General features: G+C 41.6%; 25 protein-coding genes. 10 read left to right on the top strand and 15 right to left on the bottom strand.

Annotated elements, in window-relative coordinates; translation table 11 throughout:
• Window positions 1-65 precede the first annotated feature (65 nt).
• The 3 genes from H5181_RS01820 to H5181_RS01810 form a co-directional block, all read right to left on the bottom strand.
• The gene (locus tag H5181_RS01820; protein ID WP_182750057.1) at window positions 66-536 is read right to left on the bottom strand and encodes a hypothetical protein; all 471 of its coding nucleotides are present in this window, start codon (window positions 534-536) and stop codon (window positions 66-68) included.
• Window positions 537-637: 101 nt separating this feature from the next.
• Window positions 638-1,402: an ATP-binding protein gene (locus H5181_RS01815; RefSeq protein WP_182750056.1), complete on the bottom strand. Its 765-nt coding sequence runs from the start codon at window positions 1,400-1,402 to the stop codon at window positions 638-640.
• 689 nt (window positions 1,403-2,091) lie between these two features.
• Window positions 2,092-2,331 (bottom strand): YdcH family protein, encoded by a 240-nt coding sequence (locus tag H5181_RS01810; protein ID WP_101088629.1) that lies wholly within the window; start codon window positions 2,329-2,331, stop codon window positions 2,092-2,094.
• 181 nt (window positions 2,332-2,512) lie between these two features.
• On the opposite strand from H5181_RS01810, the gene H5181_RS01805 reads away from it, so the two are divergent.
• Window positions 2,513-4,384: a DUF885 family protein gene (locus H5181_RS01805; RefSeq protein WP_182750055.1), complete on the top strand. Its 1,872-nt coding sequence runs from the start codon at window positions 2,513-2,515 to the stop codon at window positions 4,382-4,384.
• A 142-nt stretch (window positions 4,385-4,526) separates the two neighbouring features.
• On the opposite strand, the gene H5181_RS01800 is transcribed toward H5181_RS01805, so the two are convergent.
• Complete coding sequence (locus H5181_RS01800) at window positions 4,527-5,732, bottom strand: alpha/beta hydrolase-fold protein (protein WP_182750054.1); 1,206 nt, start codon at window positions 5,730-5,732, stop codon at window positions 4,527-4,529.
• A gap of 212 nt (window positions 5,733-5,944) precedes the next feature.
• On the opposite strand from H5181_RS01800, the gene mtnC reads away from it, so the two are divergent.
• Window positions 5,945-6,625, top strand: a complete 681-nt coding sequence (gene mtnC / locus H5181_RS01795) for an acireductone synthase (protein WP_011639373.1) — start codon at window positions 5,945-5,947, stop codon at window positions 6,623-6,625.
• Window positions 6,626-6,689: 64 nt separating this feature from the next.
• Here the strand turns inward: mtnC and H5181_RS01790 are convergent, their stop codons facing one another.
• Entirely contained in the window at window positions 6,690-7,715 is a 1,026-nt protein-coding gene (locus H5181_RS01790) for a hypothetical protein (protein WP_182750053.1), read from the bottom strand.
• A gap of 137 nt (window positions 7,716-7,852) precedes the next feature.
• Between H5181_RS01790 and H5181_RS01785 the strand changes: the two genes are divergently transcribed.
• Both H5181_RS01785 and H5181_RS01780 read left to right on the top strand, forming a co-directional pair.
• Window positions 7,853-8,275 (top strand): thioesterase family protein, encoded by a 423-nt coding sequence (locus H5181_RS01785; protein WP_011639375.1) that lies wholly within the window; start codon window positions 7,853-7,855, stop codon window positions 8,273-8,275.
• Between the two features lie 66 nt (window positions 8,276-8,341).
• The gene (locus tag H5181_RS01780) at window positions 8,342-8,599 is read left to right on the top strand and encodes a GNAT family N-acetyltransferase (RefSeq protein WP_182750052.1); all 258 of its coding nucleotides are present in this window, start codon (window positions 8,342-8,344) and stop codon (window positions 8,597-8,599) included.
• Between the two features lie 20 nt (window positions 8,600-8,619).
• On the opposite strand, the gene H5181_RS01775 is transcribed toward H5181_RS01780, so the two are convergent.
• The 7 genes from H5181_RS01775 to H5181_RS01745 form a co-directional block, all read right to left on the bottom strand.
• Window positions 8,620-9,006, bottom strand: coding sequence for an acyl-CoA thioesterase (locus tag H5181_RS01775; protein ID WP_220491635.1), 387 nt, complete (start codon window positions 9,004-9,006; stop codon window positions 8,620-8,622).
• A 312-nt stretch (window positions 9,007-9,318) separates the two neighbouring features.
• Window positions 9,319-9,834 carry a hypothetical protein gene (locus tag H5181_RS01770; RefSeq protein WP_182750050.1) on the bottom strand — a complete coding sequence of 172 codons (516 nt, stop codon included), beginning with the start codon at window positions 9,832-9,834 and terminating at the stop codon, window positions 9,319-9,321.
• A 270-nt stretch (window positions 9,835-10,104) separates the two neighbouring features.
• Window positions 10,105-10,581, bottom strand: a complete 477-nt coding sequence (locus H5181_RS01765) for a hypothetical protein (protein WP_123882379.1) — start codon at window positions 10,579-10,581, stop codon at window positions 10,105-10,107.
• A 244-nt stretch (window positions 10,582-10,825) separates the two neighbouring features.
• Entirely contained in the window at window positions 10,826-12,619 is a 1,794-nt protein-coding gene (locus tag H5181_RS01760) for a long-chain fatty acid--CoA ligase (RefSeq protein ID WP_182750049.1), read from the bottom strand.
• Window positions 12,620-12,745: 126 nt separating this feature from the next.
• Window positions 12,746-14,035 carry an ABC transporter permease gene (locus tag H5181_RS01755; protein ID WP_182750048.1) on the bottom strand — a complete coding sequence of 430 codons (1,290 nt, stop codon included), beginning with the start codon at window positions 14,033-14,035 and terminating at the stop codon, window positions 12,746-12,748.
• Complete coding sequence (locus H5181_RS01750; RefSeq protein WP_182750047.1) at window positions 14,032-14,901, bottom strand: ABC transporter ATP-binding protein; 870 nt, start codon at window positions 14,899-14,901, stop codon at window positions 14,032-14,034. The genes H5181_RS01755 and H5181_RS01750 overlap by 4 nt, the downstream gene beginning before the upstream one ends.
• Before the next feature lie 45 nt (window positions 14,902-14,946).
• Window positions 14,947-15,324 carry a GntR family transcriptional regulator gene (locus tag H5181_RS01745; RefSeq protein ID WP_011639383.1) on the bottom strand — a complete coding sequence of 126 codons (378 nt, stop codon included), beginning with the start codon at window positions 15,322-15,324 and terminating at the stop codon, window positions 14,947-14,949.
• Window positions 15,325-15,418: 94 nt separating this feature from the next.
• Between H5181_RS01745 and H5181_RS01740 the strand changes: the two genes are divergently transcribed.
• The 4 genes from H5181_RS01740 (at window position 15,419) to H5181_RS01725 (ending at window position 19,263) form a co-directional block, all read left to right on the top strand.
• A complete protein-coding gene (locus H5181_RS01740) occupies window positions 15,419-17,017 on the top strand; it encodes an alpha/beta hydrolase (RefSeq protein ID WP_182750046.1) in 1,599 nt (532 codons plus the stop codon).
• Window positions 17,018-17,019: 2 nt separating this feature from the next.
• Window positions 17,020-17,754 carry an ATP-binding cassette domain-containing protein gene (locus H5181_RS01735; RefSeq protein ID WP_011639385.1) on the top strand — a complete coding sequence of 245 codons (735 nt, stop codon included), beginning with the start codon at window positions 17,020-17,022 and terminating at the stop codon, window positions 17,752-17,754.
• A complete protein-coding gene (locus H5181_RS01730) occupies window positions 17,754-18,887 on the top strand; it encodes an ABC transporter permease (protein WP_182750045.1) in 1,134 nt (377 codons plus the stop codon). Before H5181_RS01735 ends, H5181_RS01730 begins: the two co-directional genes overlap by 1 nt.
• A 151-nt stretch (window positions 18,888-19,038) precedes the next feature.
• Window positions 19,039-19,263 (top strand): hypothetical protein, encoded by a 225-nt coding sequence (locus H5181_RS01725; protein ID WP_011639387.1) that lies wholly within the window; start codon window positions 19,039-19,041, stop codon window positions 19,261-19,263.
• Window positions 19,264-19,315: 52 nt separating this feature from the next.
• Here the strand turns inward: H5181_RS01725 and H5181_RS01720 are convergent, their stop codons facing one another.
• Window positions 19,316-20,878 carry a diguanylate cyclase gene (locus H5181_RS01720; protein WP_182750044.1) on the bottom strand — a complete coding sequence of 521 codons (1,563 nt, stop codon included), beginning with the start codon at window positions 20,876-20,878 and terminating at the stop codon, window positions 19,316-19,318.
• Between the two features lie 220 nt (window positions 20,879-21,098).
• On the bottom strand, window positions 21,099-21,632 hold the full coding sequence (gene mog, locus H5181_RS01715; RefSeq protein WP_011639389.1) for a molybdopterin adenylyltransferase: 534 nt from the start codon (window positions 21,630-21,632) through the stop codon (window positions 21,099-21,101).
• A 358-nt stretch (window positions 21,633-21,990) separates the two neighbouring features.
• Between mog and H5181_RS20865 the strand changes: the two genes are divergently transcribed.
• Window positions 21,991-22,446: a methylation site containing protein gene (locus H5181_RS20865; protein ID WP_310734261.1), complete on the top strand. Its 456-nt coding sequence runs from the start codon at window positions 21,991-21,993 to the stop codon at window positions 22,444-22,446.
• Window positions 22,447-22,559: 113 nt separating this feature from the next.
• On the opposite strand, the gene H5181_RS01705 is transcribed toward H5181_RS20865, so the two are convergent.
• Entirely contained in the window at window positions 22,560-23,195 is a 636-nt protein-coding gene (locus tag H5181_RS01705) for a TetR/AcrR family transcriptional regulator (RefSeq protein ID WP_182750043.1), read from the bottom strand.
• A 411-nt stretch (window positions 23,196-23,606) separates the two neighbouring features.
• Here H5181_RS01705 and H5181_RS01700 point away from each other — a divergent pair, with 411 nt between their 5' ends.
• Window positions 23,607-24,839, top strand: a complete 1,233-nt coding sequence (locus tag H5181_RS01700; RefSeq protein ID WP_123882361.1) for an efflux RND transporter periplasmic adaptor subunit — start codon at window positions 23,607-23,609, stop codon at window positions 24,837-24,839.
• The last annotated feature ends 9 nt before the right edge of the window (window positions 24,840-24,848 follow it).

Raw genomic sequence — 24,848 nt, 5'->3', positions numbered from 1 at the left:
GCGTTAAAGCTAATGCATATTGTCATTAGAAAAATATGAAGATGAGAGTTGTTGACACCTCAAGCTCAGGCACCATCTTCGATTGACTTGTTAGCTTCTTCATTAGCTCTAAATGAAAAGCTTGACGGCTCGAGTTTAAACAGGGTATCCGATATTTTCAGGTTAAACATATCGTGTTTTTTGTGGCCTAAGCTTGAGCGTATTAGCTGTGTAAGATTTTTATATGCCAAAATTTCTTGCTCTCTTTCTAGAGTTCCGCCCTTATCCCAAAAGTGTATCAAAGCTTCAACTACCTCTACGTTTCCGCAAGTAATAATTCGGCTTTTAGCATCATTCAATGCAACTAAATCTACGTTTTCATTCGTAGAGCTGCCAAGCCGCCTCGAGACAGCAAGCCTTGATGCTGCGGATAAAAAATCAGAATATGATTGGATCTGAAACTTCAAAAGCTCACTTTTCTTACTTCTCGTAGTTGCTAAAAAATGTGCCAAAAAAGCAGCAATAATAGAGCTTACAAATGATATGAGTATTGTCATAATCTCTCCCGTACAGCTAACACGTGAAGCGGACTAAAATCGTTAGTTATAATATTTAATACAATCTAATAAACTGTTTTAGCTATGTTTAAAACATCTTGTTAGTTGCATTTTTGTATTCGCTGAATAATGTATTCTTGTAGGGCTACACCTTGTAATTTTTGTTTACATCCATTTACCCTAACCCAAGTATTGCCAGAAGAATTAAAAAACAGACCTACAGAATTTGATTTGGGAATATTAATTTCTAAGACATATCCATTTTCAGCATTGGAAACCTTATGAAAGTTCACTGCGATTTGAGTTGGATCTATGGAAGGCTCAATAGTATTTATTTTAGAATTAACGACCTTTCTAATTTGATCTTTTTGAGTTAAATCTAATCTAAGACTTTTTATTACTCCGTTATCACAAATTCCCCAAAAAATGCTACCACCAGAACTATTTAAAAAGGCCAGAATGTATTCATCGGCTGAATTTTGTATTGATTTAGCTGGGTTATTTCCTTTAACCTCTTTGAACTCATGATTTAAATCTTCCTCTAGCGAACACAACTCTCCCTCAGTAAAATTATACTTTTTCATGAAATTAATATGTTCTAATTCACTTGGTAAGGATTCAAAATAAGTTCGAAGAAGCTTTATCGTTTTAGGGGCCATGTGAACAGATTTTGACATTTTATTCATTGAGCCATGCTGCTCAATAAGGCATTCCAATTCCTCTATCGCACGAGATCTACCAACTAACTGCCCCCAAGCTTCAATTAATCTGTTACGTTGAGGTCCACTTGATTCTCCACCAGGACGATATTCTTCATTAATTACATCAAATGCACTTTGAAGATTCCAACTTATATTTATTAACAATAACTCCTCCTATTAGATTACGACTTACCTAAGGCTGCTAACATTTTAGTATTGATGATTTGTGCCGTTTGTAAGGCATAAATCACTTGTTGAACTTGATCAATGCCGATAGCATATTATTCAGTAATTCTTACTTAAAATAAGATGCTATCGGACTTCCCTTATAAACGATAGTTATTTTTTGTACAAAACCGTAGCTAATCTATTATTATAATTACATGTTTTAAATAGTGATTATTTGATTCCTGTTGTCTTTACTACTAATTTGACCTCATTCGCTGATCTAAAACCATCAGGATTCAATAACATTGAGGACGTTGAAGAAAATAGCGTGAGTCCAGACATGGATGTCTGGCTAGCTTTCGAGGTACAGGATGTACCACCGAAAGCGTTAGCATTTTCGAATAAGGCCGAAGAACACTAAAACGAAGTTAAAAGCTGGATTCAACCACGTCGCGAAATTATCGCTTTTCAGATAATTTTGATGTGGCGGCTGGGAGTTCCAAGAGGGAACAGCCGTTGGTTTCCTCTTGGTCTGGTGTGGGCGAAGCGCCACGACCTTAGTGGCCGCAGGCCATAAATCAAAGATAATAAAAACAAATAAGAATTACTGAGATAACAGCAAGAAATTGACCATGTCATCACAACCTAAATGCTAACATAGCCAAAACAAACGCGGAATAAACGAATTAAGCTTGGGTAAACAACTGATACAACTTATCTTTTAATACCAAACGGTCAAGCTTTGCTTGCTCAATAAAGTCATCACTTGTTGGAGTATTGCGTAACTCCAGCTTACGAATTTCAGTATCTAATTTATGATACAGCTTCGCATCTTCAGCAAACTCAGTATCATTGGCAGTTAACAATGAAATCTTGTCTTGATACTCAGGGAAATCAACTAATAACGCATGGCTTTCACCTAACATACTTCTCTCCTTTTCATGTCAATGTCTAATAATGTTAGACCATATTTACACCTTATCGTCAAACTTACTCTCATGTTTTCCAATAACAAGCATATAAAAACTGCAACAGCTTAACCGCTATAACTGTTAGGATATGCTTATATTCGTACTTGAATACCGCTATTAACTTAATGAGTAATCAATGAAAAAACTTCTCAATGTCTTAATCATCAGTCTGCTCGTCAGCGCATGTTCAGATCCAGCAACACCTGAAAATAATTCCAACTCTATCACCGCAACAGCGGGAAAGTCTGCTATTAAGCTCAGTCTTAAGCAGCAAGTAGAGTCGATCACTAAAGACTATTTTGTACTCAGACCTGAAATTGCCACTTATTATGGCGTGAGCGACGCAAGCATCAATGCCAAAGTGATGTCTAAACTCACCGACTACAGCCCATCGGGTGAAACCCATCGTCGCAAAGGGCTTAAGGCAATACTGAGTCAACTCAACGATATTGATGCAACAAGCTTAACTCCTTCAGAAACGATCAGCTTAAACGCGATAAAGTCTGAAGTGAAAGGCGCTTTATTACCTGCTCAAACAGTGAATTATGGCACGGTATTAGGCGAGTATGGCGTGTGGTTTTTACCCTATGCCGTAAACCATTTATCGGGTTTGCAAATTGAATTCCCCGGTTACATGGAAGACAAGTTTGCCGTTACCAATACCGATGAAGCGAACGCTTATTTAAACCGTTTAAGCATATACCCTGCAGCGATGGGGACGCTTATCGATAAGCTTAACCATGATGCCGACATAGGCGTCATTCCACCGGACTTTGTCATTGATAACACTCTGCGTGGGTTACAGGCCCAAATCAGCGGGCCTGCAAACAGCCATCCTTTAGTAACCAGCTTTAACGCTAAACTTAACGCAGCCAAAGTGGCCGATAGCGATACATTGGTAAAGTCTGCAGTTGAGTTAGTTGATACTAAATACTATGCCGCCACCCGCCAATTGATTGCAGCTTTAGAAGCGGTAAGTCCAAAAGCAACTCATGAAGCAGGCATTGGGCGTTTACCCCAAGGGGCGAAGTTATATCAAACGCTTATCCAGCATTTAGGCAATTCGACCAAAACTGCTGATGAAATTCATCAACTCGGTTTAGCTGAAGTAGCCCGGATTACTGCCGAGATGGACGGGCTACTCAAAGAAGTCGGTTATGTTAATGGCACCGTCGGTGAGCGCATGCAGGTGTTACTCAACGACCCACAATATCTTTACCCTAATACCCCTGAAGGTAAGCAACAGCTAATGGCCGATATTGATGCCGACTTAGCCTTGGTTGATGCAAAATTACCAGACTGGTTTGGTCGCTTGCCTAATCAAGATGTGGCTATTGAAGCGGTACCAGACAGCCGTGCAGCTTCTACTAGCGGCGCATTTTACGATGCCCCTTCGCAAGATGGTTCGCGTAAAGGCACCTTCTGGATCAGCTTGTATGACACTGCATCACTGCCATCTTATTCATTACAAACCTTGACCTACCACGAGACTAATCCTGGTCATCATTTACAAACCATTATTGGCTTATCTGATGAATTACCACTGCTAAGCACAGTGTTTTACTCCAATGCGGCTGGCGAAGGTTGGGCTTTATATGCCGAACGTTTAGCGGCCGAAATGGGCATTTATGCTAATGACCCTATCGACAACATTGGCCGTTTGCAGTCAGAGTTACATCGTGCAGTTCGCCTGGTGGTTGATACAGGCATGCACGCCAAAGGCTGGAGCCGTGAACAAGCCATTGACTACGCGGTGGCAACTGAAGGGATTCATTTGTCGGAAGCCACCGGCGAAATTGAACGCTATGCCGTTTGGCCAGGCCAAGCACTCGGCTATAAGTTAGGTGAGCTGAAAATTATCGAACTACGTGCCAAAGCCAAACAAGTCTTAGGTGACAAGTTTGACATTAAAGTATTCCACGACCGCTTATTAGAAAATGGCGCATTGCCATTAGATTTAATGGAGCAAAAAATTAATCAGTGGTTAGCCAGCGAAACGGCTGCGTAATCAACCTCAGCTCGAAATAATAAGCTTCCGCTCAGAATAATATTGTTTGAGCAGGTTACACAATAAAGCCACAGGGCGAATACTCGTGCTGTGGCTTTATTGTCATTTATCGTTTTGCAGCTTGGTTTAACTTAGATCAGTTTTATTTAGCTTGGTTTTGAAACGCTGCTAATTGCTTAGTGTATTTGTTTTGATAAAACGGATGGTCGGTACTCGCTAACGCTTGTTGTTCAGCTTCAATAGCCTGAGTCATTTTACCTGTTGCAGCATAAACACTGGCTAACTCATGGTAAGCCGAATGTGCTTTAGGATAGGCTTTCAGCGTATCTTGATAAACCCCAATCGCTTGTTGTGGTGCTGCTTTAACTAAGCTATTACCTAAGGCTAACAGCGAATCAATTGCTGGCACATCAAAGCCATAAACCTCATCAGACAGTCGCTTATAATAGGCTAGAATCGCTTTAGTCCCTTGTTGCGATACTTCTGAATCCGCCGCTAGAACAGTGTGAACATCGTTAAATATCTTCTCGATACCTAATGCCGTCGCCAAGATAGGCTGAGTCATATAATAGCTGCCGTCAAAACGCTTTATTTGATAGTTCAATTTACCATTGGCATTGGTTTGAATAATATCTTCAAGCCTAGCAAACGAATCCAGCTGCCTTTGCTCAAAGTCGCTATCACTGGTGCTAACAAATAGAAATCTTGGTTTGCCTTGCATGTTTTTGAGTTTTTTAGGCGCATTATTGAGCACATAAGCAAAGTCTGTTGATAATACTGGGCTGGCAGCAATATAGGCATTAAATAAGCTAGGGCGATTAATTAAGCTGTATAGCACTAAACCTGCATTGCCAGTAAAGCCGTTAAAAATACGAAAGTCATTGGTGCGATAGCGTTTATCAATTGCAGGCAGTAAATCGTGCTCAAAAAAGTCCAATAGCGCTTGATCGCCTTGCTGCTCTATCGCACGCTTTTTTAGCTTCCCCAAGCCTTGATGTCCATCGGGAGCAGTAACAATAATGGTTTCTAACCACGGCCAACCACCGTTATGGCTCATCCAGTCGTGCATACCCGTTAAATACAAATGGCTGCGCGGATGTAGGTCAAATAACACCACGTAGCGCTTATCGGTTTGCTTGGTATAACTGTTTGGTAAGGTCACCAAAAAGTCGGCTTGCTCGCTAAATAAAGCAGACTTCACACTCAAGGTTTCGGTCGTTGGCGGCAACATTTCAGTAGCAAACACCACACTAGCATGAAAAAAGCTCAGTAATAATGCGCATATAGACAGGCTTTTAGCCCATAAGCTCGGCCATTTGAAATAACGTTTTTTCCCTATTGTAAGCATGGTACCTTCCTGGTGAAACGTGACAGTTAAGTTAACCCGAAGCTACCAGACCACATCACACAAGGCAATTTAGCAATATCTAAACTTAGCTCACATCTTGCATTCAAAGTCATCTAACTAGGGTGCAATATCACGAATAGCACTAGCCTTAATCGCCAATAAAGCTTAGGATCATCATTACGTTAATTTATTGTTTTGGAGTAACAAATCTTATGAGTATTAGAGCTATTATCGTTGATACCGCCGGTACCACTACCGATCTTAACTTTATTCAGGATGTGTTATTTCCTTACTCAAGAAAAGCGATGGCTGAATTTCTTGAGCAAAACCAACATAACGTTGTGGTTGATTACTGTATCAGCGATGTTAAAGATATTGCCTTAGAACCAGACGCGACACTCGAACGAGTCACTGAGATTTTACAGCAATGGATCGATGAAGACCGTAAACTAACACCACTTAAAACCCTACAAGGATTAATCTGGAAACAAGGTTATAACCGCGTAGAGTTTACTGGCCACATTTACCCTGACTTTATTGATAGCATTGAGCGCATTAAAGAAAAAGGCATTCGTATTTACAGCTTCTCTTCTGGCTCTGTCGAAGCGCAAAAGCTGTTATTTAGCCACACCGAAGCAGGTGATTTAACCGGTTCGTTCAATGGTCACTTTGATACCCGCACGGGCAATAAGTTAGACAAACAAGCCTACTGCAATATTTGCAACACCATTAGCTTGAAACCAAAGCAGATTTTATTTGTGTCAGATGTCGCAGAAGAGCTCAAAGCTGCTGAAGCCGCCGGCATGACAACTTGCCAAATGATCCGCTTTGCTGACCAACGCCAAGCTAAGTGCAAAAAAATAAGCAGCTTTAGTGAGTTAGTGTTCGATTAAGACTGACTGATTAGGTATAAAAAACGACCATCCAGGTCGTTTTTTTATGCCTGCAAAGTGCCTGTTAACTGGGAAATGCAGGTGAAATACATTTTTTCACTTCAAAATGATAACCATATTCCGCATTGATATCGGGTGTTATCTCAAGGATCTCATAATCATTAAGCTCGACCACATGCGACAACGGTAGTTTTTGACAACGGGATTTGGCATTCGCCTCCAACTGAAACGCAAACAACGCAATTGCTTTTCGCACACTGGTAAAATACTGGCTACGTAAATGACTGTAAGGCTGCTTGGCGATTTCATCAATGGCGTCCAGTTCTTGCTCGCGTTCAACTTGTTTCGCTGTTTTGGGTTCAGACTTGGGTGGTTCTTTCTTAGCAGGGTCTGTTTTGACAATGATCGACAAGCCATCATCAGCAAGTATTCCCTCTTCGGTTTCTGCTTCAACTAGTTGCACCACTTGTGGATCATCCAACGCTTTTTCAACCTGACCATAAAGGTCCATCAGCATGGCAAGGTGATACAACACCACTGCAGCAAGAATAACTCGCACCCAAAAAGTTGTACGATGAAAATGCACATGATTAATCAAGCGAAAGTTGGTCACACCAAAGGGACGGAGTATAAAAGACACACCAAACATTAGCGGAAAAATAAGCTGTAGTAATAACAGCACAATACAGCTCATCACCACACTCCATGCCGGAATGTAGAGCAAAATGGCGAAGTTATGGGTGTAATTAAAGCTACTGGCTGCAACGCCAACCACATCGTTAACCACTGAACTTGAACTAGCCAAGGCAAAATTGGCCACTATCGCATAAAACAATAACAACACAGCTTTGCCAGCCAAGCTGTGCCACATACGTTCAAATAAATGCCAGAACTCAATCGACATCGCCATCACGCTGATAATGGCCACCCACGCTACCGAGTCAGTAGCAAACAGTAAGACTATCGCCACCAGATACAATTTTTGCGGCAAACTCAGTTTGGTTTGTAATTCAGTAAATCGACTGCAAAACACCGTCCAGCAAGACGATATCCATAAATTCGATGTTGTTAAAAAAGTCTCTTTTCGCAAGGTAAAAATCCTTATGAGCTCACTGGATATACTTAAAGTAATAGCCACTGTCCCTTGTTGTTCATCGTCCGGACTGTTAAATTAACAGTTGAAATTTAAACAAGCGTTTAATTTATTAATTCATAACGAGAACCGCCATGAATGACTTTTTAGCTCAACATTCTATCAGCACAGACATTCAAGTAGCATGGGGTGAAATGGATGCACTACAACATGTTAATAATTCGGTGTATTTTAAGTATTTTGAAACCGCTCGTCTCGATTTCTTTAACCAAATTAACCTACTCGACGATCTAAAAACAACGGGTGTCGGCCCAGTGCTAAGTGAAACAAATGCCCGCTTTAAGCGCCCAGTAACCTTTCCGGACTCAATTGTTGTAGGGGTAAAGATCAGCGATATCAATGAAGACCGCTTTGTGATGCATTACACCGTGTTCAGTAAAGCACAGCAAGCGGTGACGACTATCGGCTGGGCAAAAGTGGTGATGTTTAACTTTAAAACCGGCAAAAAAGCCAAACTCACTCCAGAATTACTCAGCGCCTTGTTGGAACATGAGTAACAGCATCAGCCATAACATAAATAGCCACATCAACAAGCGGCATTACAAGTAATAGGACAACACACTATGAGCAATCAAAACGCAGTAACCGTGCAACACCAAGCTAGCCAACATCGTTTTGTGGTTATCACTCAAGGTGTTGAGGCGGTACTTGAATATCACTTAGATGGTCAAAATATTGATTTTAGTCGCACCTTCGTACCACCCGCTTTACGCGGCCAAGGTATTGCTGAAAAGCTAGTCCGAACTGGACTGACTTGGGCGAAAACAGAAAAACTTAACATCAGTGCCAGTTGCAGTTACGTAGCCAAGTTTTTACGTTAACACCTTCTTTTGTGTTAGCCCTAAGCTGCACCGGTTAATGCAGCCAATTGCTGACGAACAAGCTCAGCAAGCGGTTCGCTTTTTTCAGCTTGGTAATTGTAATGCACCATAGTGGTGGTCGCTTCAGCGGTTTTTTTACCGTGCTGCCAACAGCTTTGTAATATATCAAAGCTGCTATTGCCTAAACGACTAATGTGCGTTTTAACGATAACGTCTTCGCCATAATACGTTGGTGCAGTAAAGGCGATAGTAAAACCAGCAATGATCATGTTCCACTTGGTTAAATCTTGCCCTGGATTTACGATTTCAAAAATCGGCTCACGAGCCGCTTCAAACCACACTGGGATAACCGTGTTATTAATGTGTCCTAACGCATCAGTTTCACAAAAGCGCGGTTTGAGGGGCATGCTAAATTGAGTATCTGTCACAAAGAATCCTTTATTATTATTTTTGAGTCCATTGACGTTTTGCTCTATGAACAAATGTCATTAACCCATTCTAACGACACATCTCACTCGAGGTCATTAAAAAAGTCTGTATTACGAAGGAATTATGGGGGGGGGTATGTTAGGGGAGAAAACGGTAATCATCTTAAAAAATTAAATAAAATTATTTTATCGGTTGGGTATCGTACCCATCTATAATGGCCAAAATCAACTAAACAGGCACAAATGTCATCAAATCTCGGCTTAAAATATTGTCGCTCTGAAGCCAAACAACTAGAACTTATTTCCATGTTTAGCTTTGTCTGCAGCAACTTCAGCCGCTATTTCAGCACGAACCTCTTTGATATCTTCTAAAGCATCAAATTGATACTCAACAAAAATTTGATAATATTTACTCTGTAACAGGTAAAGTGACATGAACAAAACAATGACGGCTAACAGATATGCATAAATAAATGTTGCCTGTTCTGCGATTAAAAACACTGTCGGCAAAAATATAATAAATAAAATACAGAAATACCATTTTAAGGCTTTTACAGCAAAGAAAGATCCTCTAACAATTGCATAATTGAAGCCACTGAAAATAATTACTAATGCCGCAAAATATAAAAACAGAAGCTTGCTTCCTATACCAGCTATACCAAAATAAAACTCTAAAATGAGAAAATTTAAAACCGACATGGAGATTATCATGAATAGTGTCGCAGCCAAAAAAGCCGCTATGGACTTCATAGGTGGAAATAATCCGACAATATCGTCATCACTTTTCTTTTTAGTTTGTCTTTTCATCAATCAGCTAGCTCTTCATATATACCAATAGCCATTGTTCCAATTGTTCCATTGAATAGCCTACCAGAAACGCTCATTGAAGCTCCAACGGCATCCATTAAATGTAAACGAAATTCATGGATAATTTTTATGTTGCCTTTTCGAGCCATTAATTTTATTAACTCACCTGAAATAACTAGGTAAATTAAGGCGGATAACGTCCAAGGACTGATTACACTTTTTGACCAATAAAACAGATCTACAAGTGAGTTTAATCAACGAAGAGCGGTTTTAATATTTAGCGCCTTCTTCAGCAGCTATCTCCGCAAGAACAGATTTATAGTCTTCAACACTATTTAATCGATGTTGAACAAAAATTCGATATTTTTTACTGTCTAAAATAAAAATTGAGCTCATCGCTAAAACTGCTGAAACCAATTTAACAATAAATAATTCCACGGAAAAGTCTTCTATTATCACAATAGGGATCAGTAAAACTAAGAGAGCATATTGGAATAGCTTTAGAACCTTGACGGCAAAAAATGAACCTAGAATAACTTGGTAATTCACCAAGAAAAAAATGATAGATAAAACGGCTAACACGCCTAAAATCGCTTCTGGTGAAGGGTCAAAATAAAAACTCAATGCAACAGATGCCCCTACACCTAATGATATAGTCATCAGCACAGAAGCAATTAAAAAGGTTATAAATGACAACAAGGGCGGAAATACCCCAACGGTAACATACTCACTCTGCGTATTTTTCATCTTTCAACACTCATATCTTCAAAAATACCACTAGCAATTTTCTAGCTAAATGATTGTCATAAAACGACTGAGTGCTAGATCTAAAAACAGGCTTTCCATTTACCGTGATAATGTCCATAGTTCCCTCTATGTTGCCTAATTTTAAAATAGAGTATTGTACCGCTACTGAAAATACAGGCAATTATCACTAAGTATTACTAAAAAGGACGCTAATGCGTCCTTTGGTATAAAGATTGATGGTTAATTACTTGCCATACATGGCATTAATTTCACTGTGATATTTGCTGTAAATCATTTTACGACGCAGCTTTAATGTCGGCGTGATGAGTCCAGATTCCATCGAAAATGCTTCATGTAATAAGGTGAATTTTTTGATTTTTTCAAACCCAGCTAGCTCATGTTGCAACTCGATTAATCGCTGCTCGAAATGAGCCACCACTTGTGAGTGACGTAACAACTCAATTGGGTTTTCAACATGTATGCCTTGCGCTTTAGCCCAAGTATTTAATGCTTCAAATGCTGGCACAATTAGGGCTGATACATAATTGCGCGCATCGGCAACAATGGCGACTTGTTCGATAAACGGGCAACAAGCCACCTTACCTTCAACCCGCTGTGGTGCGATGTATTTACCGTTTGAAGTTTTCATTAACTCTTTAATGCGATCGGTAATATACAAGTTACCTTGCTCATCGATACGCCCAGCATCACCGGTTTTTAACCAACCGTCTTCAAAGGCGTCGGCGGTATCTTGGGGGCGATTGTAATAACCGCGCATCACAGTGTCGCCACGCACTAAGATTTCATCGTCTTTGCCAAGCTTGATTTGCATAGCGTCTAGTGGTTTACCGTTTGAACCTGGTACACGATTATCTAAAGTATTACAGGTTACCGTGGCGCAGGTTTCTGTCATTCCATAACCACACAACACAGGTACACTTATACTGTGAAAAAAGCTGGCCACATTAATATCGAGTGCGGCACCGCCCACGGGCATGAACTTTAACCGTCCACCCAACACTTGCTGTAACTTGCTGTAAACTAGCTTGTTAGCCAGCTTCCACTGTGTACTTAACCACAAACTTCCTGAAGCACGACCTTGGCTAACTTCAAATTGGCGTTTACCTACTCGCATCGCCCAAGCAAATAATGTTTGCCTCACTTTAGGCGCTTGGCCGACTTTATCGTGCACAGCGCTGTAAATTTTTTCTAAAAATCGCGGCACAGCACACAAGGTATGTGGTTTAACCGCAATAAGGGCTTCTTTAATTCGATTAGTGTCGCTTAAATACACATTGTGGCCGCCGCGACATAATACATACATGCTCCAACCACGCTCGAATACATGGCTAAGCGGTAAAAAGGCCAGCGACACATCACCCGCAGTAAATGGCAACTCACTGTCATGCTGTTTAATCATCGAGGCAAAATTACGGTAGTCGAGCATTACACCTTTAGGATTGCCGGTGGTGCCAGAGGTATAAATAAGCGTAAATAAGTCGTCTAAATTGCTATTGGCTAGTCTAGTATTGAGCTCATTGGTAATCAGCGGATTAAATTGCGCCGCTAATACTTGATCAAAATACACATGATTATCGGCATTAAGGGTAACGTTAGCATCAAAGACTACAATGTGTTGCACGCACTCAGCTTGGGCTGCCACTGTGCAAGCCATGTCGTATTGCTGTTGGTTACCAGCAAAAATTAATTTAGCTTGAGAGTCGTTAACAATGAATACCGCTTGCTCTATGGTGCTGGTTGGATACACCGGTACCACAACATTACGAGCCTTAAGGGCACCAATATCTGCACAGGTCCACTGTGGACAGTTTTGCGCTAAAATCACCACTTTGTCTTGCACTTGTAAGCCAAACTCAATTAACAACTGTGCGACTGAGTCTGTAACCGTATCAAATGCGCCCCACGTTACGGTATGCCAAGGTGCAGGCATATCAAAGCCTTCAAGGGCAATGCTATTGCCTAATGACTGACCTTGCTGTTGCAGGAGTCGAACTACGTGGTATTGATCTAATGACATATGATAGTGGCCTTTTAGCTTACAAGTGTTCCGCTTTTTACATTCTACCTGAAGTCGCCAAAAACCATAAGAGCTTTTGCTCTATTTTTGAGCTTACGGTCACGTTTGTCAGTTATGCTCGATGATTTACGGGGCCAAAACGCCATGTTGCCACAAACGTTTTTTACCCCAAATTAATGCGCCAACACCAACAATAATTAGCGGCACATCAATAAGCAACCATACCCATAAGCTGTCACCGTCTCGCACTGCAGCAAAGCTCAACGACACCAATATCGAATGGAGTAACACTATTAGCATTGCGGCTGTGGCTTGCAGGCTATTACGGCTTGCCGAACCCATTCCCAGCATAATCGCACAGCCCCAAAAAGTGCTTAGACCTAAATGCAGTACAAATAATCCGCCATATTGCGGGTCAATCAAGCTATTGGTAAAACCTAGCACGCTGACCATAGCCACTAGCACAGCGATGAAACGATACTGGCTGCGGTAAAATGCATCGCACAATCCACTCAAGCCGCTATAACAAGGCAATAAAAACAGCGTTTCTGCCGCGCGCCAACGCTGAATTCGGCTCCAATGAACAATGGCACAACTGATCACGGTAAATTGCACCAATAAAAATAATGCTGGTACATCAATATCAAATAGCCACGACAGCAGTATTAAACCAAGGGTGATCAACGGTAAACAAAGCAGCATCATAGTTAACACCGGGCCGATAAAAAAGTTCATCGGATGAAACAACCGCTCAACACGAGTAATCCAGGTGAATCCTTTTATGCTCGGCAGCCACATCCAGCCCATTTGCACGGCGTTGAGGTACACCACGCGCGCCTCGTTATTCCAGCTAAGTTGACGACATAAATGGATCACCCAAGACAATAGCCCAGCAACCAGTATTAACATCGTCCACGTCGGTATCGTGAGTGCGAACTTATCTGAAAATGGCACTGTTATGAATAATAAAAACGATAAATGAAAACTGTTACTGCGCCATAAACAGGCCCATACAAACAGCAAACTGACCACAATGGCTAGCAGTAGTCTGGGGATGACATCGTAAGCAGCAAAACCAATACAGACTAATAGCTGTATCAATAACATACCCACTGCGATGGACGCCGCCTGTATGAGTACGTGCTTTTGATAATTTGGTATTAGACCGGTCATCTCGGTTGCTACTAAGCGATTAAACTGCCAAGAAATTGCCGCCCCCGTAGACAGTGTTGACATGGAAAAAACGAGGCTAACAACCTCAGTTTTACCCGTGATAAAACACAAAAAACCCAACATTAGGCCTAATCCTGCGGCACCAATAAAACCGACACTGCCTAAGTCATATAACCATAACCGCAGCATGCCACGGTAAGGTTTACGCCATGCTGAAAGTTGACTGTTTTGCAACGACTTCATCGATGCAGCTCCATAAATAACTGTTCTAGGTTGAGTGATTTTTCACTCTGCACACCCGCAATATTCGATGGGTTACCTTGAGTATCCACCAGCACACTTTGTCCGGTTTGGCTCAATATTTTATAATGTGACGGTAACTGAGCGTTTTCGGCTAAGTTGAGTAATTTAACCTCTTCACGCAAGGCGTCGATTTCTTTAAACAGTATCAGTTGGCCTTTTTTAATTAAGGCAACATGACTGGCAACACGTTCTAAATCTGAGGTGATATGCGATGAAAATAACACTGCAGAACCTGAATCGAGCGCGAGATCGAACAAGTCGCTCATAAACTGACGACGGGCGATAGGGTCTAGACTGGCAACGGGTTCGTCGAGTAATAATAAGGTTGGCCGATACGCCATGGCCATTATCAATGCTAATGACTGACGTTGACCCACTGAAAGTTTCTGTACTGCTTGCGTAACATCTAAATCAAAACGTTTAAGCCAATCTTGCTCTAGTGTCATATCCCAGTTTGGATAGAAGCTGCGGTGCAATTCTAACGCTTTATCTATGGTAAAGCCTTCATAACCAAAAGGCTGTTGGGGTACGTAACCAATTCGTTCTTTTGCTTGAATAGATAAAGCGGTAGGCGATTCGCCAAGGGTTGAAATGTCGCCTTGTTCGATGCCCACAATGCCTAATGCACAACGCATTAACGTCGATTTACCCGCACCATTTTGGCCTAATAACCCGACCACCATACCTGGATAGAGTGTCATCGATAGATCGACCAACACCGCATGACCTGCTGCAGATTTGTGCTTTGCAACAAAGGTTTTGTTCACATGATTAAAGCGTAAAACGGGCTGTTGTTCGGATTCCATTTTCGACTTCCTAGATAATGTCCTTAAAAATTAGCTCAACTGTGGCTATTCTTTATTCCAAAATTGTTCCAACAATACTTGTAACTGGTCATAATCGACCCCTAGCTGCCGTGCTTGTTCAACTAATGCAGTTAATTGTGGTGCCAACAAACTGCTGCCAGAGTCATTATTGGCCGCGGTTCTGGCAGCCACGCGTGACGGCTGACCACGACGGCGCTCAACCCAACCTTGGTCGACTAGTTGCTGCATGGCACGTGATACCGTCATCGGGTTTACCGCTAAATGTTCGGCAAGTTGGCGCACCGAAGGCAGAACATCTTCAGGGTGCAATTGCCCACCGACAATTAAGCGCACGATTTGATCGTGCAACTGTCGATAGATGGGTTCACCACTGCTGGGGTTGACATTTATTAATTCTAACATTAGCCTTTAGCAACTGTATTAATTCATTGATACACTCATACACTAAGTGCTAAGGTATCATAATCGTCATGAAATGCAAAAAGGAAACGTTCCGATGATCAACAGGAAGTTTATCAACACAGTCTTAGCCAAGCGGTCAACCCGCTCTGGGTTATGCCAATCGGCAACACGTACTAGCCGATGGCTCGCGGTCGCTATTGCAATTTTACTCGCCAACAATAGTCATGCCGACACATCGCAAACCAATGTGGCAGCACCCGCTAAAACCAGTGCTTGTTACTTAGACGGTTTAGACGAGCAATTACAGTGCGGTAAAATAACTGTGCTGGAAAACCCTCAGCTACCTGACGGTAAACAAATCGACATTCATTTTGCTATTTTGCCAGCCATTAAAAACACTCACCCAAATGAAGCATTACTGGCAATCGCAGGCGGACCAGGCCAGTCAGCCATTGAAAATGCCGCTTTCTTTAATCGCATGTTGACCAAAGTTCGCCAGCAGCGCGATATTTTACTTATTGATCAACGTGGTACCGGTAAATCGAACATTTTATCTTGCGACGATGACACCACTGAATTACTCAGTATGAATGATGACGATCTCGATATCATTGCCATGACAGAAAAATGCCTAGGTCAAATTGATGCCGATGTAAGCCAATATGGTAGTAATACCGCGTTAACTGACTTCGAAGCAGTACGCGAATATTTGGGCTACCAAAAACTGCATTTATACGGTATTTCCTACGGAACACGTATGGCACAGCTTTATATGCGCCATTACCCAGAAGCCTTATTAACAGTGACACTGGATGGCGTGGTGCCGATGCAACAAAGTGTCGTGGCGATTGGTGACTCTATAGAACGTGGTTTAAATGTGTTATGGCGCGACTGTAAAAGTACTCCTGCTTGCCAGCAACAATTTCCAGACTTGGCTGACGAATATAATAAAGTCGACCAACTGCTCGCCACCGCTCCGATAAGCCAACAAGTACGTGACCCACAAACAGATGAACTCAGCGAGTTTTTACTCACCCGCGGCAAGTTTAGCGGCGCTATTAGAATGGCGATGTACATGGCAAACATCCGTGCACTTATCCCGCATGCTATTCATCAAGCGGCACAAGGTAATTACCAACCGATATTAGGTATTTACACATTAACTGCTGATAGCACAGGTATTGCGATGGGCATGCACGCATCCGTTGTGTGTGGCGAAGACATTCACCGCATTACTGATCAAATGCGTAAAGATGCAAAAGAGTCGTACATCAGCGGCAATATGCTAGAGGGGTTAGAAAAAACCTGCCAAGCCTGGCCGATTCCACAAGTGGACGACAACTTTAGTGAACCTATCCTCAGTGATATCCCCACCTTATTGTTATCTGGTGAACTCGACCCGGCAACACCACCAAACTGGGGCGCACTGGCACAAGAAAAACTAACAAAATCAAAGCACTTCATTGCACCTTATGCAACTCACGGCGTGGCAGGTCAAAGCTGTGGCAATGACCTCGTCGCCCAGTTAGTTGACCAAGGTTCAGTAAAAGACATCAACGGTGAATGCTTACAAAAAGATGTTCGTCGTAGCTTTTACCTTAATGCCAATACCGTAGAAGCACTACCGGTTATCGACACGCCCACTGACATAGAAACAACAGCACCAGCGAATACCGCTGCGGATAAGGAATAGTCATGATTACTGTTGCAAACTTAACCAAAAAAATTGGCGATGTGCAGGCCTTAGATGATTTAAGCTTTAGCGCTGAGAATGGCCAAATTACCGGTTTACTCGGCCCAAATGGTGCAGGTAAAACCACCTGTTTACGCACTTTATTTGGGTTACTTAAGCCAGACTCAGGCACAGCCACTGTTGATAACATTGATGTTGCAGTTGATCCGATTGGGGCCAAAAAGCAATTAGGCTTATTCCCCGACCCTTTTGGCTTATATGAGCGCCTAAGCCCTCGTGAATACATTAGTTTCTTTGCCGAACTCAGCGGGATGTCGCGCAAACAAGCTAAAAAAGCCACCGCTGATGTGATTGCACAATTAAAGCTGGAAGACATTTGTGATCGTCGCTGCAAAGGTTTTTCTCAAGGCCAGCGGATGAAAACGGCATTAGCACAAGCCATTGTTCATAAGCCAAGTAACATCATTTTAGACGAACCTACTCGCGGACTTGATGTGATGAGCACCCGCTTACTGCGCGACATTTTATTGCAACTCAAAGACCAAGGTCATTGTGTGCTGTTTTCAAGCCACGTGATGCAAGAAGTCGCCGCCTTGTGTGATCGCGTTATCGTGATGGCTAATGGCAAAGTGGTTGCCATCGGTAGCCCTGATGAACTGTGTCAGCAAACAGGTAAAGACTCTCTAGAAGATGCATTTATCGAACTTATCGGTACCGACGAAGGGATTGCAGCATAATGAAAATGATACTCGCAATGGTGCGCAAAGAACTCATCGACGCCGCACGAGATAAACGATCTGTTATGGCTGGTTTATATTATGCCATTGGTACGCCGCTGATTATGTGCGGCATGTTTATGGTGTTAATTGGCCAGCTGTCTAGTCCAGAAGATTTAAACATCAATATCAACAATGCCAATAACGCTCCAGATTTAGTGCGCTACTTAAGTAATAACGGCATTAACCACGGTGAAGATGAACAAGCGAATAAAATAATCTTAACCATTAGTGACGATTACGCCGCCAATATGGCCAAAGCTAAACAAGCTGAAGTGATATTAATAGCCGACAATTCAGATGAGAAGCTGCAAAAATCAATTCGTCGACTAGAGCGTCAACTGCAAGCATATAGTGCAGAAATGGGCAGCATTCGCTTAATTGCACGCGGTATTAATCCCCGGATAACTCAGCCATTAAAGGTCAATATCGAAGACAAAGCCACACCAGACTCTAAAGGTGGGATGATTTTAGGCATCGCTATTTTCACCATGATGTACTCGGTATTTATTTCCGGTATGAACCTCGCGATCGACACCAGTGCGGGTGAGCGTGAGCGTAACTCACTAGCACTATTGTTAAGCCACCCAATGAGCACCCGCCAATTGGTCATCGGTAAAATTATTGCCGTAACCTGTTTTGCTTTGCTCGGGTTAATCTTGATTTTACTGGTATCAAAAGTGGCTTACCCCTTTGTACCGTGGCAAGAAATTGGTTTTACCATCAACATTAGCCAAGACTTTATGGGCTTAATGTTCTTAGTGGGTATTCCAGTCGCCTTGATGGCCGCAACCTTACAACTATATGTATCGTTTATGGCTAAAACTTTTAAAGAGGCACAATCATACTTAACCATGGTGTTATTTGTCCCACTGGCACTGTCAATGGCAGCAAGTTACAACATCGCTCCAGACGTATTGCAGTGGTTACCCGTATCAGGCCAACAGCAAGCATTAATGGACTTTATTAAAGGTCGTGAAATACCAATGATGCAATTAATTATTTCATCTGTGACCACACTGATCATTGCCATTGCGTTGGCTGCAGGCTTAGAAAAGTCGCTTAAAAGTGAAAAAGTCGTCTTTGGTTTATAACGGTTAGCTTATAACGACGAGCCCCAGCCTTATCGAGTAGAGATAAGGCTGGGGTAATTAGCAAGAGAGATTAGCTAGCGCTTTTAATAAGAGTAAGTCAGATAAGAAAGTCAAAAATCTATTAACAAAAGAGCATTAATAAGGAGTCATTATGGAAAACGATATCGCCATTATCGCGCTGGTCTTCATTATTGTGGTTGGCACCACTGCATCTGAAATGTTTAAGTATTATATGAAGCATAAGCAGCAAACTGACACGGGCTGTGTTAGCGATCTACAAGCCCAAAACCAAGCATTGATTGAACGGGTACAAGTATTAGAGAGACTGGTAACTGACAGTGATTTTGATTTAAAGCAGCAGTTTAAACAGCTGTAGTGTTTGCGCTAAAATGCCAAATATCGAGTTAACTCATCGGTATTCGGCATATTTAGTCGCCAAACTTCGCCACTCTGACAGTATTACGCCCCGCTTGTTTAGCCAAATAAAGTTGCTCATCGGCATGTTGTAATACATCGCTAAAGTTATATTTTTCTACGTCGGCTAATTTATCGTCAACCACCACCACACCAATACTAACCGTGAGCCAGTCTCGGTCATCAATATTATTAGAGATGTGCAATTTTTCGATAGACTCACGAATATCTTCCGCAACGTTCAATATATTTTGATGATGATTATCGGCCAAAATTATGCAGAACTCCTCACCACCATATCGTGCAGCAAGCCCATCATATTGAGCCATAACCTCTAACAGAGAGGTCGCAACGGCAGTTAATGCATAATCACCTTTAAGATGACCTTGTTTATCATTAAAATACTTAAAATTATCGACATCAATCATCATCACACTAAAACCAACATTTTCTAGATGCCAGCGCGCAATAATTCGCTTTGTAAATGCTTCAAGCCCCCTACGGTTAGTTATGCCTGTGAGCGAATCTTGAACCGTTAATGTCTCTAAGTAATTTTGTTGAGCATTAAACTTAAGCAGTAATTGATTAAATGAGTAAAACACATTTTCAAGTTCATCAATAAAATGATTTGAAGCCATTTTGCTGATGAAATTATCATCTGATGAATCATTAATGCTTTTGTTAAAACGAATAAGCGGCTTGATAAGCAGTCTTGATAATGCCATCAACGAGAGAGAAACAATCAACACAATTGACAACAATATCGATATTGCCGATACCCAATCTAACTGAGGCAACGACACTTTTTTATGGTGTAAAGTCACCTGTACCACTTGGTCATCAAACGTATTACGGATTAGCCAATTGTGTGATGGCGCAATAGTTTCAATTTTATTTAAACTAAAAAACTCTTGCATGTTGTTTGTTGATGTTTGTGCATCCTCAATTGAAAACTTCACCAAAGAAAACTGACTAATATCGTTAATTAACGCTTTATCCACTAAGCGAACCATCGTTAAACTGCCAGCAATTTCACCGTGGCCAGTCGATGGTAAAATGGTGGTATTACTAAAGTAAATGAGAGCCCCGTCAAAAACGAGATAACCACTGCGGCTAGACACTGTTTGTGATGCAATTTCAGCGGCTGTGGGCAAAATAGCAAAAGATCGTGTCTTTTGCTGATGAAATAAATGAATGAGTGACGATCTGGATGATTTTAATGAGGCATCCTGATAATCCCACATCAACTGGTTATTAATGTCACTAACAAAAACAGCACCAATATTTGCAGCCTCAAAGGCATTATCAGGCATATTATTTTGAACAAAATCATCAGTCGGATTACTAATATATTCCACTAACTCATCCCAGACGGCGTAATCGTAACATAAGGTGGCTAAGCTATTTTTTGATAAAGATAATGCTGAATGCAGTAAATTATATTCTTGTTGTTGCTGATCTAACACCTCAGTTTTTATTCCAGGGAGGTAGAAAAAATAGTAAATGCTCACCAACAACATGGTTATTGTAAGTAATAGTGAAGACAACAATAAAAGCGAAAAACGTTTTAACGTCATAATGAACCAGCCCGACTGAAGATATATTGCCAGTGTAGTACTAAATATAACTCAAAGTACTTTTTACAAAGTAATCAATAATCACAAACAGAGACAGACATAAAACTCATCTATCACCAAAATAAACCTGATTATCAAACAAACACTAATCAAGAGTCGCGATGGTCATTAGCACTGTACTTGCTTGCAACAACAGCAAACAAATACAGAGCCAGCTATATTACTTCGCTTTAGGTCTAAACGGCTTAATTACCGCTTCATCACAAACTAAAAACGGCCCATCCATTAAATCGATGCAATAAGGAATTGCAGGGAATACAGCATCTAAACATTCACGGATAGACTTAGGTTTACCAGGTAGATTAACAATTAATGAGTCGGCACGTAGCCCAGCTGTTTGACGAGACAAAATCGCGGTTGGCACAAACTTTAATGATTCGGCGCGCATTAGCTCACCAAAACCAGGCATCATTCTATCGCACACCGCTTCGGTTGCTTCTGGCGTTACGTCTCGTTTTGCTGGGCCGGTTCCACCGGTAGTCACGATTAAACAGCAATCTTGATTGTCAGCTAAATCAATCAATGTGGCTTCAATAACGTCACGCTCATCGGGGATCACCTTGTAAACAGGTTCCCATTCCGAGGTTAAATACTCATTCAATACATCAATAATCGCCTTACCAGACAGATCTTCATATATGCCAGCACTGGCACGATCGCTAACGGTAACGATGCCTATTTTAGCTTTGCTCATGGTTATCTTTCCCTTATGTGGGGTAAAAGCAGTAATGCAAATATATGCCGACAATCTAACAAAAAAAGCGGCATTTACAAAATCTTAAACTGATAGGTGGATCACTGATCTAGGTTCCCGTTGATTAAGTCAAACAATGACTTCTGTCAGTGGGTTATTTATACTTGGATAATTGAGCTGAGTAATGCGGGTTAATGTTCTGGTTTCGCTGCTATTTAATATGCCCAGCGATAAACGATGAATGCCATGAGATCCGTCATAATATATGGCCTAGCAACCCGTCGGTATAGCGTAACAACATAAAGCGAGTGAGTTCTATGCATACAACCAAACAACGTGTTTCACCCTTATCGAATTAGTGGTAGTCATTATTATTTTAGGCATTTTAGCCGTAGTTGCAGCGCCTAAGTTTATTAATCTGAAAAGTGATGCGCTTATTGCCAGTTTGAAGGGATTCCAGGGAGCGTTAAAGTCAGCGAATACCTTAGTTTATTCAAAAGCGGTATTGTCGGGTCAAGAAAAGCTAGACCCCGGTTCAGTGACGGTCAACGGCACAACTATTAGTACTACTGTGGGGTACATAACCTCTCTGAGTGCAAATGTCGCGGTTGCGATTGACGGTTCTTTTGAAGTGATGACGAATGCAAATGATGCGATTACCGCAGACTGGGGACTCTATGATGTGTCAGGAGGTAACGTGTATATTTTCCCTAAGGGATATGACATTAATGGCAACTGCAGCTTGCGTTACTTTATAGATGGGACTAAGCCGGCCGATCCAATATTTTATGCCCTAACCACCACAGGCTGTTGATTGTAGAAGCTAGGCATAAATTGGTTTAATTTGCACTTGGCCGCTAACACCAACACAGAAAGATGACGCTTCCTGTTATAAAAACACTGTCAGACAGCGTCTTTTAAAGACGCTTATTTCACGCCTGAATACCCTTTGACATGTTGAGCTAAAATCCCCGTAACCGCCATTTCAGCAACATGACGTAAATCATCATGTGTCGCACCATCAGCAGCTTGGATAGACATGCCTTTAAATAATGTCACGATCAAGGTTGCTAACACTTTCGGCTGACAATCATCAGCTAATTCGCCTCTTTGTTTAGCCTCAGCAAACTGATCAATTAATTCAGATTGATGTTTAGTTTGCAGCAGATGAACCGCTTCTTTAATCCCTTCGCTTGCTTCATTGCATGACAACGCACTATTGATTAGCGCACAACCTTGCGGGTGGCTACAATCGGTGAACTGCGCCGCCGCGCCTACTAATAAAGCTCGAATAACATCGGCAATATGCTCATGTTTAAAGGCGGTATTAAATAGCGAATCTGGGCGATTTTCATAAAGCTCAATGGCTTTTAAGAACAACTGCTCTTTATTACCAAATGCAGCATATAGGCTGGGTTTTTTAATTCCCATCACCTCAGTTAATTCGCTTATAGAGGTACCTTCATAGCCATTACGCCAAAAAACATGTAGCGCTTGCTCTAATGCAAAGTCGATATCAAACCCACGAGGGCGTCCGACGCAAGCTGCTTTAGTTATTGTCATCAATAGTACCTCTTATATTAACGAATCATTATTTATCATCACGTTAACTGACTAATTTACGATAGATAATTCGTACATCTTAGCACAACGCTAAATCATAGAAAGGGTTAATAATAAGTAGATTAAGCGCTTTTTTTCATCTTTATCAAGCATTGATTAACGCTATTTCATCGTGACTCTCCACGTTATATGCCGTGAAGCTATTTCATCATGCTGATTATTAATCACCTTGTCATAATAATTTAATACCAATCGGTACAAAACTAATTGACAGTTGTATTTTAATCTATATATTACCATGCGGTACAGAACAATTTGTACCGGTTGGTATAAAAACATAGCCAAAGACAAAAGTAACGCACCCAATAGCTTGTTAAATAACGTAAATGCTATGGATTAGAGGACAGCACCATGAAGACGTTAAAATCAATTAAAATCACTTTGTTAGTAAGCCTAACGGCATTACTATTAGTGGCGTGCGGAAAGCAACCAGCACAACAAGCGAATACACCCGCAGCGCCTAAGGTGGATGTTGCCAACGTACTTTATGAACGCATTACCGAGTGGGATCAATTTACTGGACGCTTACAAGCACCAGAAAAGGTTACTTTGGTACCTCGCGTGTCAGGTTATATTGAATCGATTAACTTTAAAGAAGGCGCGCTAGTGCAAAAAGGCGATGTGTTATTTACCATCGACTCGAGTGTATTTACGGCTGAATATGAGCGTCTTAAAGCAGAATTAACCAGTGCAATATCTGCTAACCAACTTGCTGAAAATGACTATGAACGGGCCAATAAGCTGTTCCATCAAAAAGCGGTTTCAGAAGAGCTTATTGATACTCGTCGCTCTAACATGCACCAAACTGCTGCCGCAGTTGCATCAGTTAAAGCCGCGTTGACCCGCGCCCAACTTAACGTTGAATATACTCATGTTACCGCCCCAATTACGGGTCGAGTTTCATACGCAAATGAAACAGCAGGTAATTATGTCACCGCCGGACAAACGCATCTCACCAGCTTAGTGTCTACATCGCATATGTACGCTTACTTCGATATAGACGAGCGAACCTATTTAAAGTATGCCGCGTTATCGTTCGAGAACAAACGTCAAAGTCCACGGTTGGGCAATAATGCAGTGGTTATGGCACTAGCAAATGAAACCAATTTTAATCATCAGGGTGTGATCGACTTTGTCGATAATACGGTTGACCAGCAAACAGGTACTATCCGCGTTCGCGCTAATTTTGCCAACCAAGACAATCAATTATTACCCGGCTTATTTGCCCGCATCAGCATTGCGGGTAGCGAGTCATACGACAGCATTCTAATTGACGATAAAGCCATTTTCACCGACTTAAATAACAAGTTTGTTCTGGTGGTGAATGACAAAAACACCCTTGAGTATCGTAGCGTTAGCCTAGGTGAGAAGCTTCACGGTTTACGTATTATTACTGCCGGTTTATCTCCTAACGATACCATCGTGGTAAACAGTCTGCAGAAGGTACGCCCTAACGTCACTATTGAGCCAAACCTTACAGATATGGCCGATAGCGACAAATTAGAAGCATTACATCAAGCGCAACGCCTCCTCGATAACCAGCCATTGACAGCACGCGTTGCTGATGACGCAAGTCAGGGTTAAGGAAACCAC

Origin of the sequence: Shewanella sp. SG44-2 (assembly GCF_014164215.1) — a bacterium.
GTDB lineage: Bacteria > Pseudomonadota > Gammaproteobacteria > Enterobacterales > Shewanellaceae > Shewanella > Shewanella frigidimarina.
This window is presented reverse-complemented; position numbering and strand designations above follow the sequence as displayed.

What these genes read in the sequence shown, in the direction of transcription:
- H5181_RS01820 (WP_182750057.1), bottom strand. Translation starts at nt 536, where the DNA reads ATGACAATACTCATATCATTTGTAAGCTCTATTATTGCTGCTTTTTTG.
- H5181_RS01810 (WP_101088629.1), bottom strand. Translation starts at nt 2,331, where the DNA reads ATGTTAGGTGAAAGCCATGCGTTATTAGTTGATTTCCCTGAGTATCAA.
- H5181_RS01805 (WP_182750055.1), top strand. Translation starts at nt 2,513, where the DNA reads ATGAAAAAACTTCTCAATGTCTTAATCATCAGTCTGCTCGTCAGCGCA.
- H5181_RS01800 (WP_182750054.1), bottom strand. Translation starts at nt 5,732, where the DNA reads ATGCTTACAATAGGGAAAAAACGTTATTTCAAATGGCCGAGCTTATGG.
- mtnC (WP_011639373.1), top strand. Translation starts at nt 5,945, where the DNA reads ATGAGTATTAGAGCTATTATCGTTGATACCGCCGGTACCACTACCGAT.
- H5181_RS01785 (WP_011639375.1), top strand. Translation starts at nt 7,853, where the DNA reads ATGAATGACTTTTTAGCTCAACATTCTATCAGCACAGACATTCAAGTA.
- H5181_RS01780 (WP_182750052.1), top strand. Translation starts at nt 8,342, where the DNA reads ATGAGCAATCAAAACGCAGTAACCGTGCAACACCAAGCTAGCCAACAT.
- H5181_RS01775 (WP_220491635.1), bottom strand. Translation starts at nt 9,006, where the DNA reads ATGCCCCTCAAACCGCGCTTTTGTGAAACTGATGCGTTAGGACACATT.
- H5181_RS01770 (WP_182750050.1), bottom strand. Translation starts at nt 9,834, where the DNA reads ATGAAAAGACAAACTAAAAAGAAAAGTGATGACGATATTGTCGGATTA.
- H5181_RS01765 (WP_123882379.1), bottom strand. Translation starts at nt 10,581, where the DNA reads ATGAAAAATACGCAGAGTGAGTATGTTACCGTTGGGGTATTTCCGCCC.
- H5181_RS01760 (WP_182750049.1), bottom strand. Translation starts at nt 12,619, where the DNA reads ATGTCATTAGATCAATACCACGTAGTTCGACTCCTGCAACAGCAAGGT.
- H5181_RS01755 (WP_182750048.1), bottom strand. Translation starts at nt 14,035, where the DNA reads ATGAAGTCGTTGCAAAACAGTCAACTTTCAGCATGGCGTAAACCTTAC.
- H5181_RS01750 (WP_182750047.1), bottom strand. Translation starts at nt 14,901, where the DNA reads ATGGAATCCGAACAACAGCCCGTTTTACGCTTTAATCATGTGAACAAA.
- H5181_RS01745 (WP_011639383.1), bottom strand. Translation starts at nt 15,324, where the DNA reads ATGTTAGAATTAATAAATGTCAACCCCAGCAGTGGTGAACCCATCTAT.
- H5181_RS01740 (WP_182750046.1), top strand. Translation starts at nt 15,419, where the DNA reads ATGATCAACAGGAAGTTTATCAACACAGTCTTAGCCAAGCGGTCAACC.
- H5181_RS01735 (WP_011639385.1), top strand. Translation starts at nt 17,020, where the DNA reads ATGATTACTGTTGCAAACTTAACCAAAAAAATTGGCGATGTGCAGGCC.
- H5181_RS01730 (WP_182750045.1), top strand. Translation starts at nt 17,754, where the DNA reads ATGAAAATGATACTCGCAATGGTGCGCAAAGAACTCATCGACGCCGCA.
- H5181_RS01725 (WP_011639387.1), top strand. Translation starts at nt 19,039, where the DNA reads ATGGAAAACGATATCGCCATTATCGCGCTGGTCTTCATTATTGTGGTT.
- H5181_RS01720 (WP_182750044.1), bottom strand. Translation starts at nt 20,878, where the DNA reads ATGACGTTAAAACGTTTTTCGCTTTTATTGTTGTCTTCACTATTACTT.
- mog (WP_011639389.1), bottom strand. Translation starts at nt 21,632, where the DNA reads ATGAGCAAAGCTAAAATAGGCATCGTTACCGTTAGCGATCGTGCCAGT.
- H5181_RS01705 (WP_182750043.1), bottom strand. Translation starts at nt 23,195, where the DNA reads ATGACAATAACTAAAGCAGCTTGCGTCGGACGCCCTCGTGGGTTTGAT.
- H5181_RS01700 (WP_123882361.1), top strand. Translation starts at nt 23,607, where the DNA reads ATGAAGACGTTAAAATCAATTAAAATCACTTTGTTAGTAAGCCTAACG.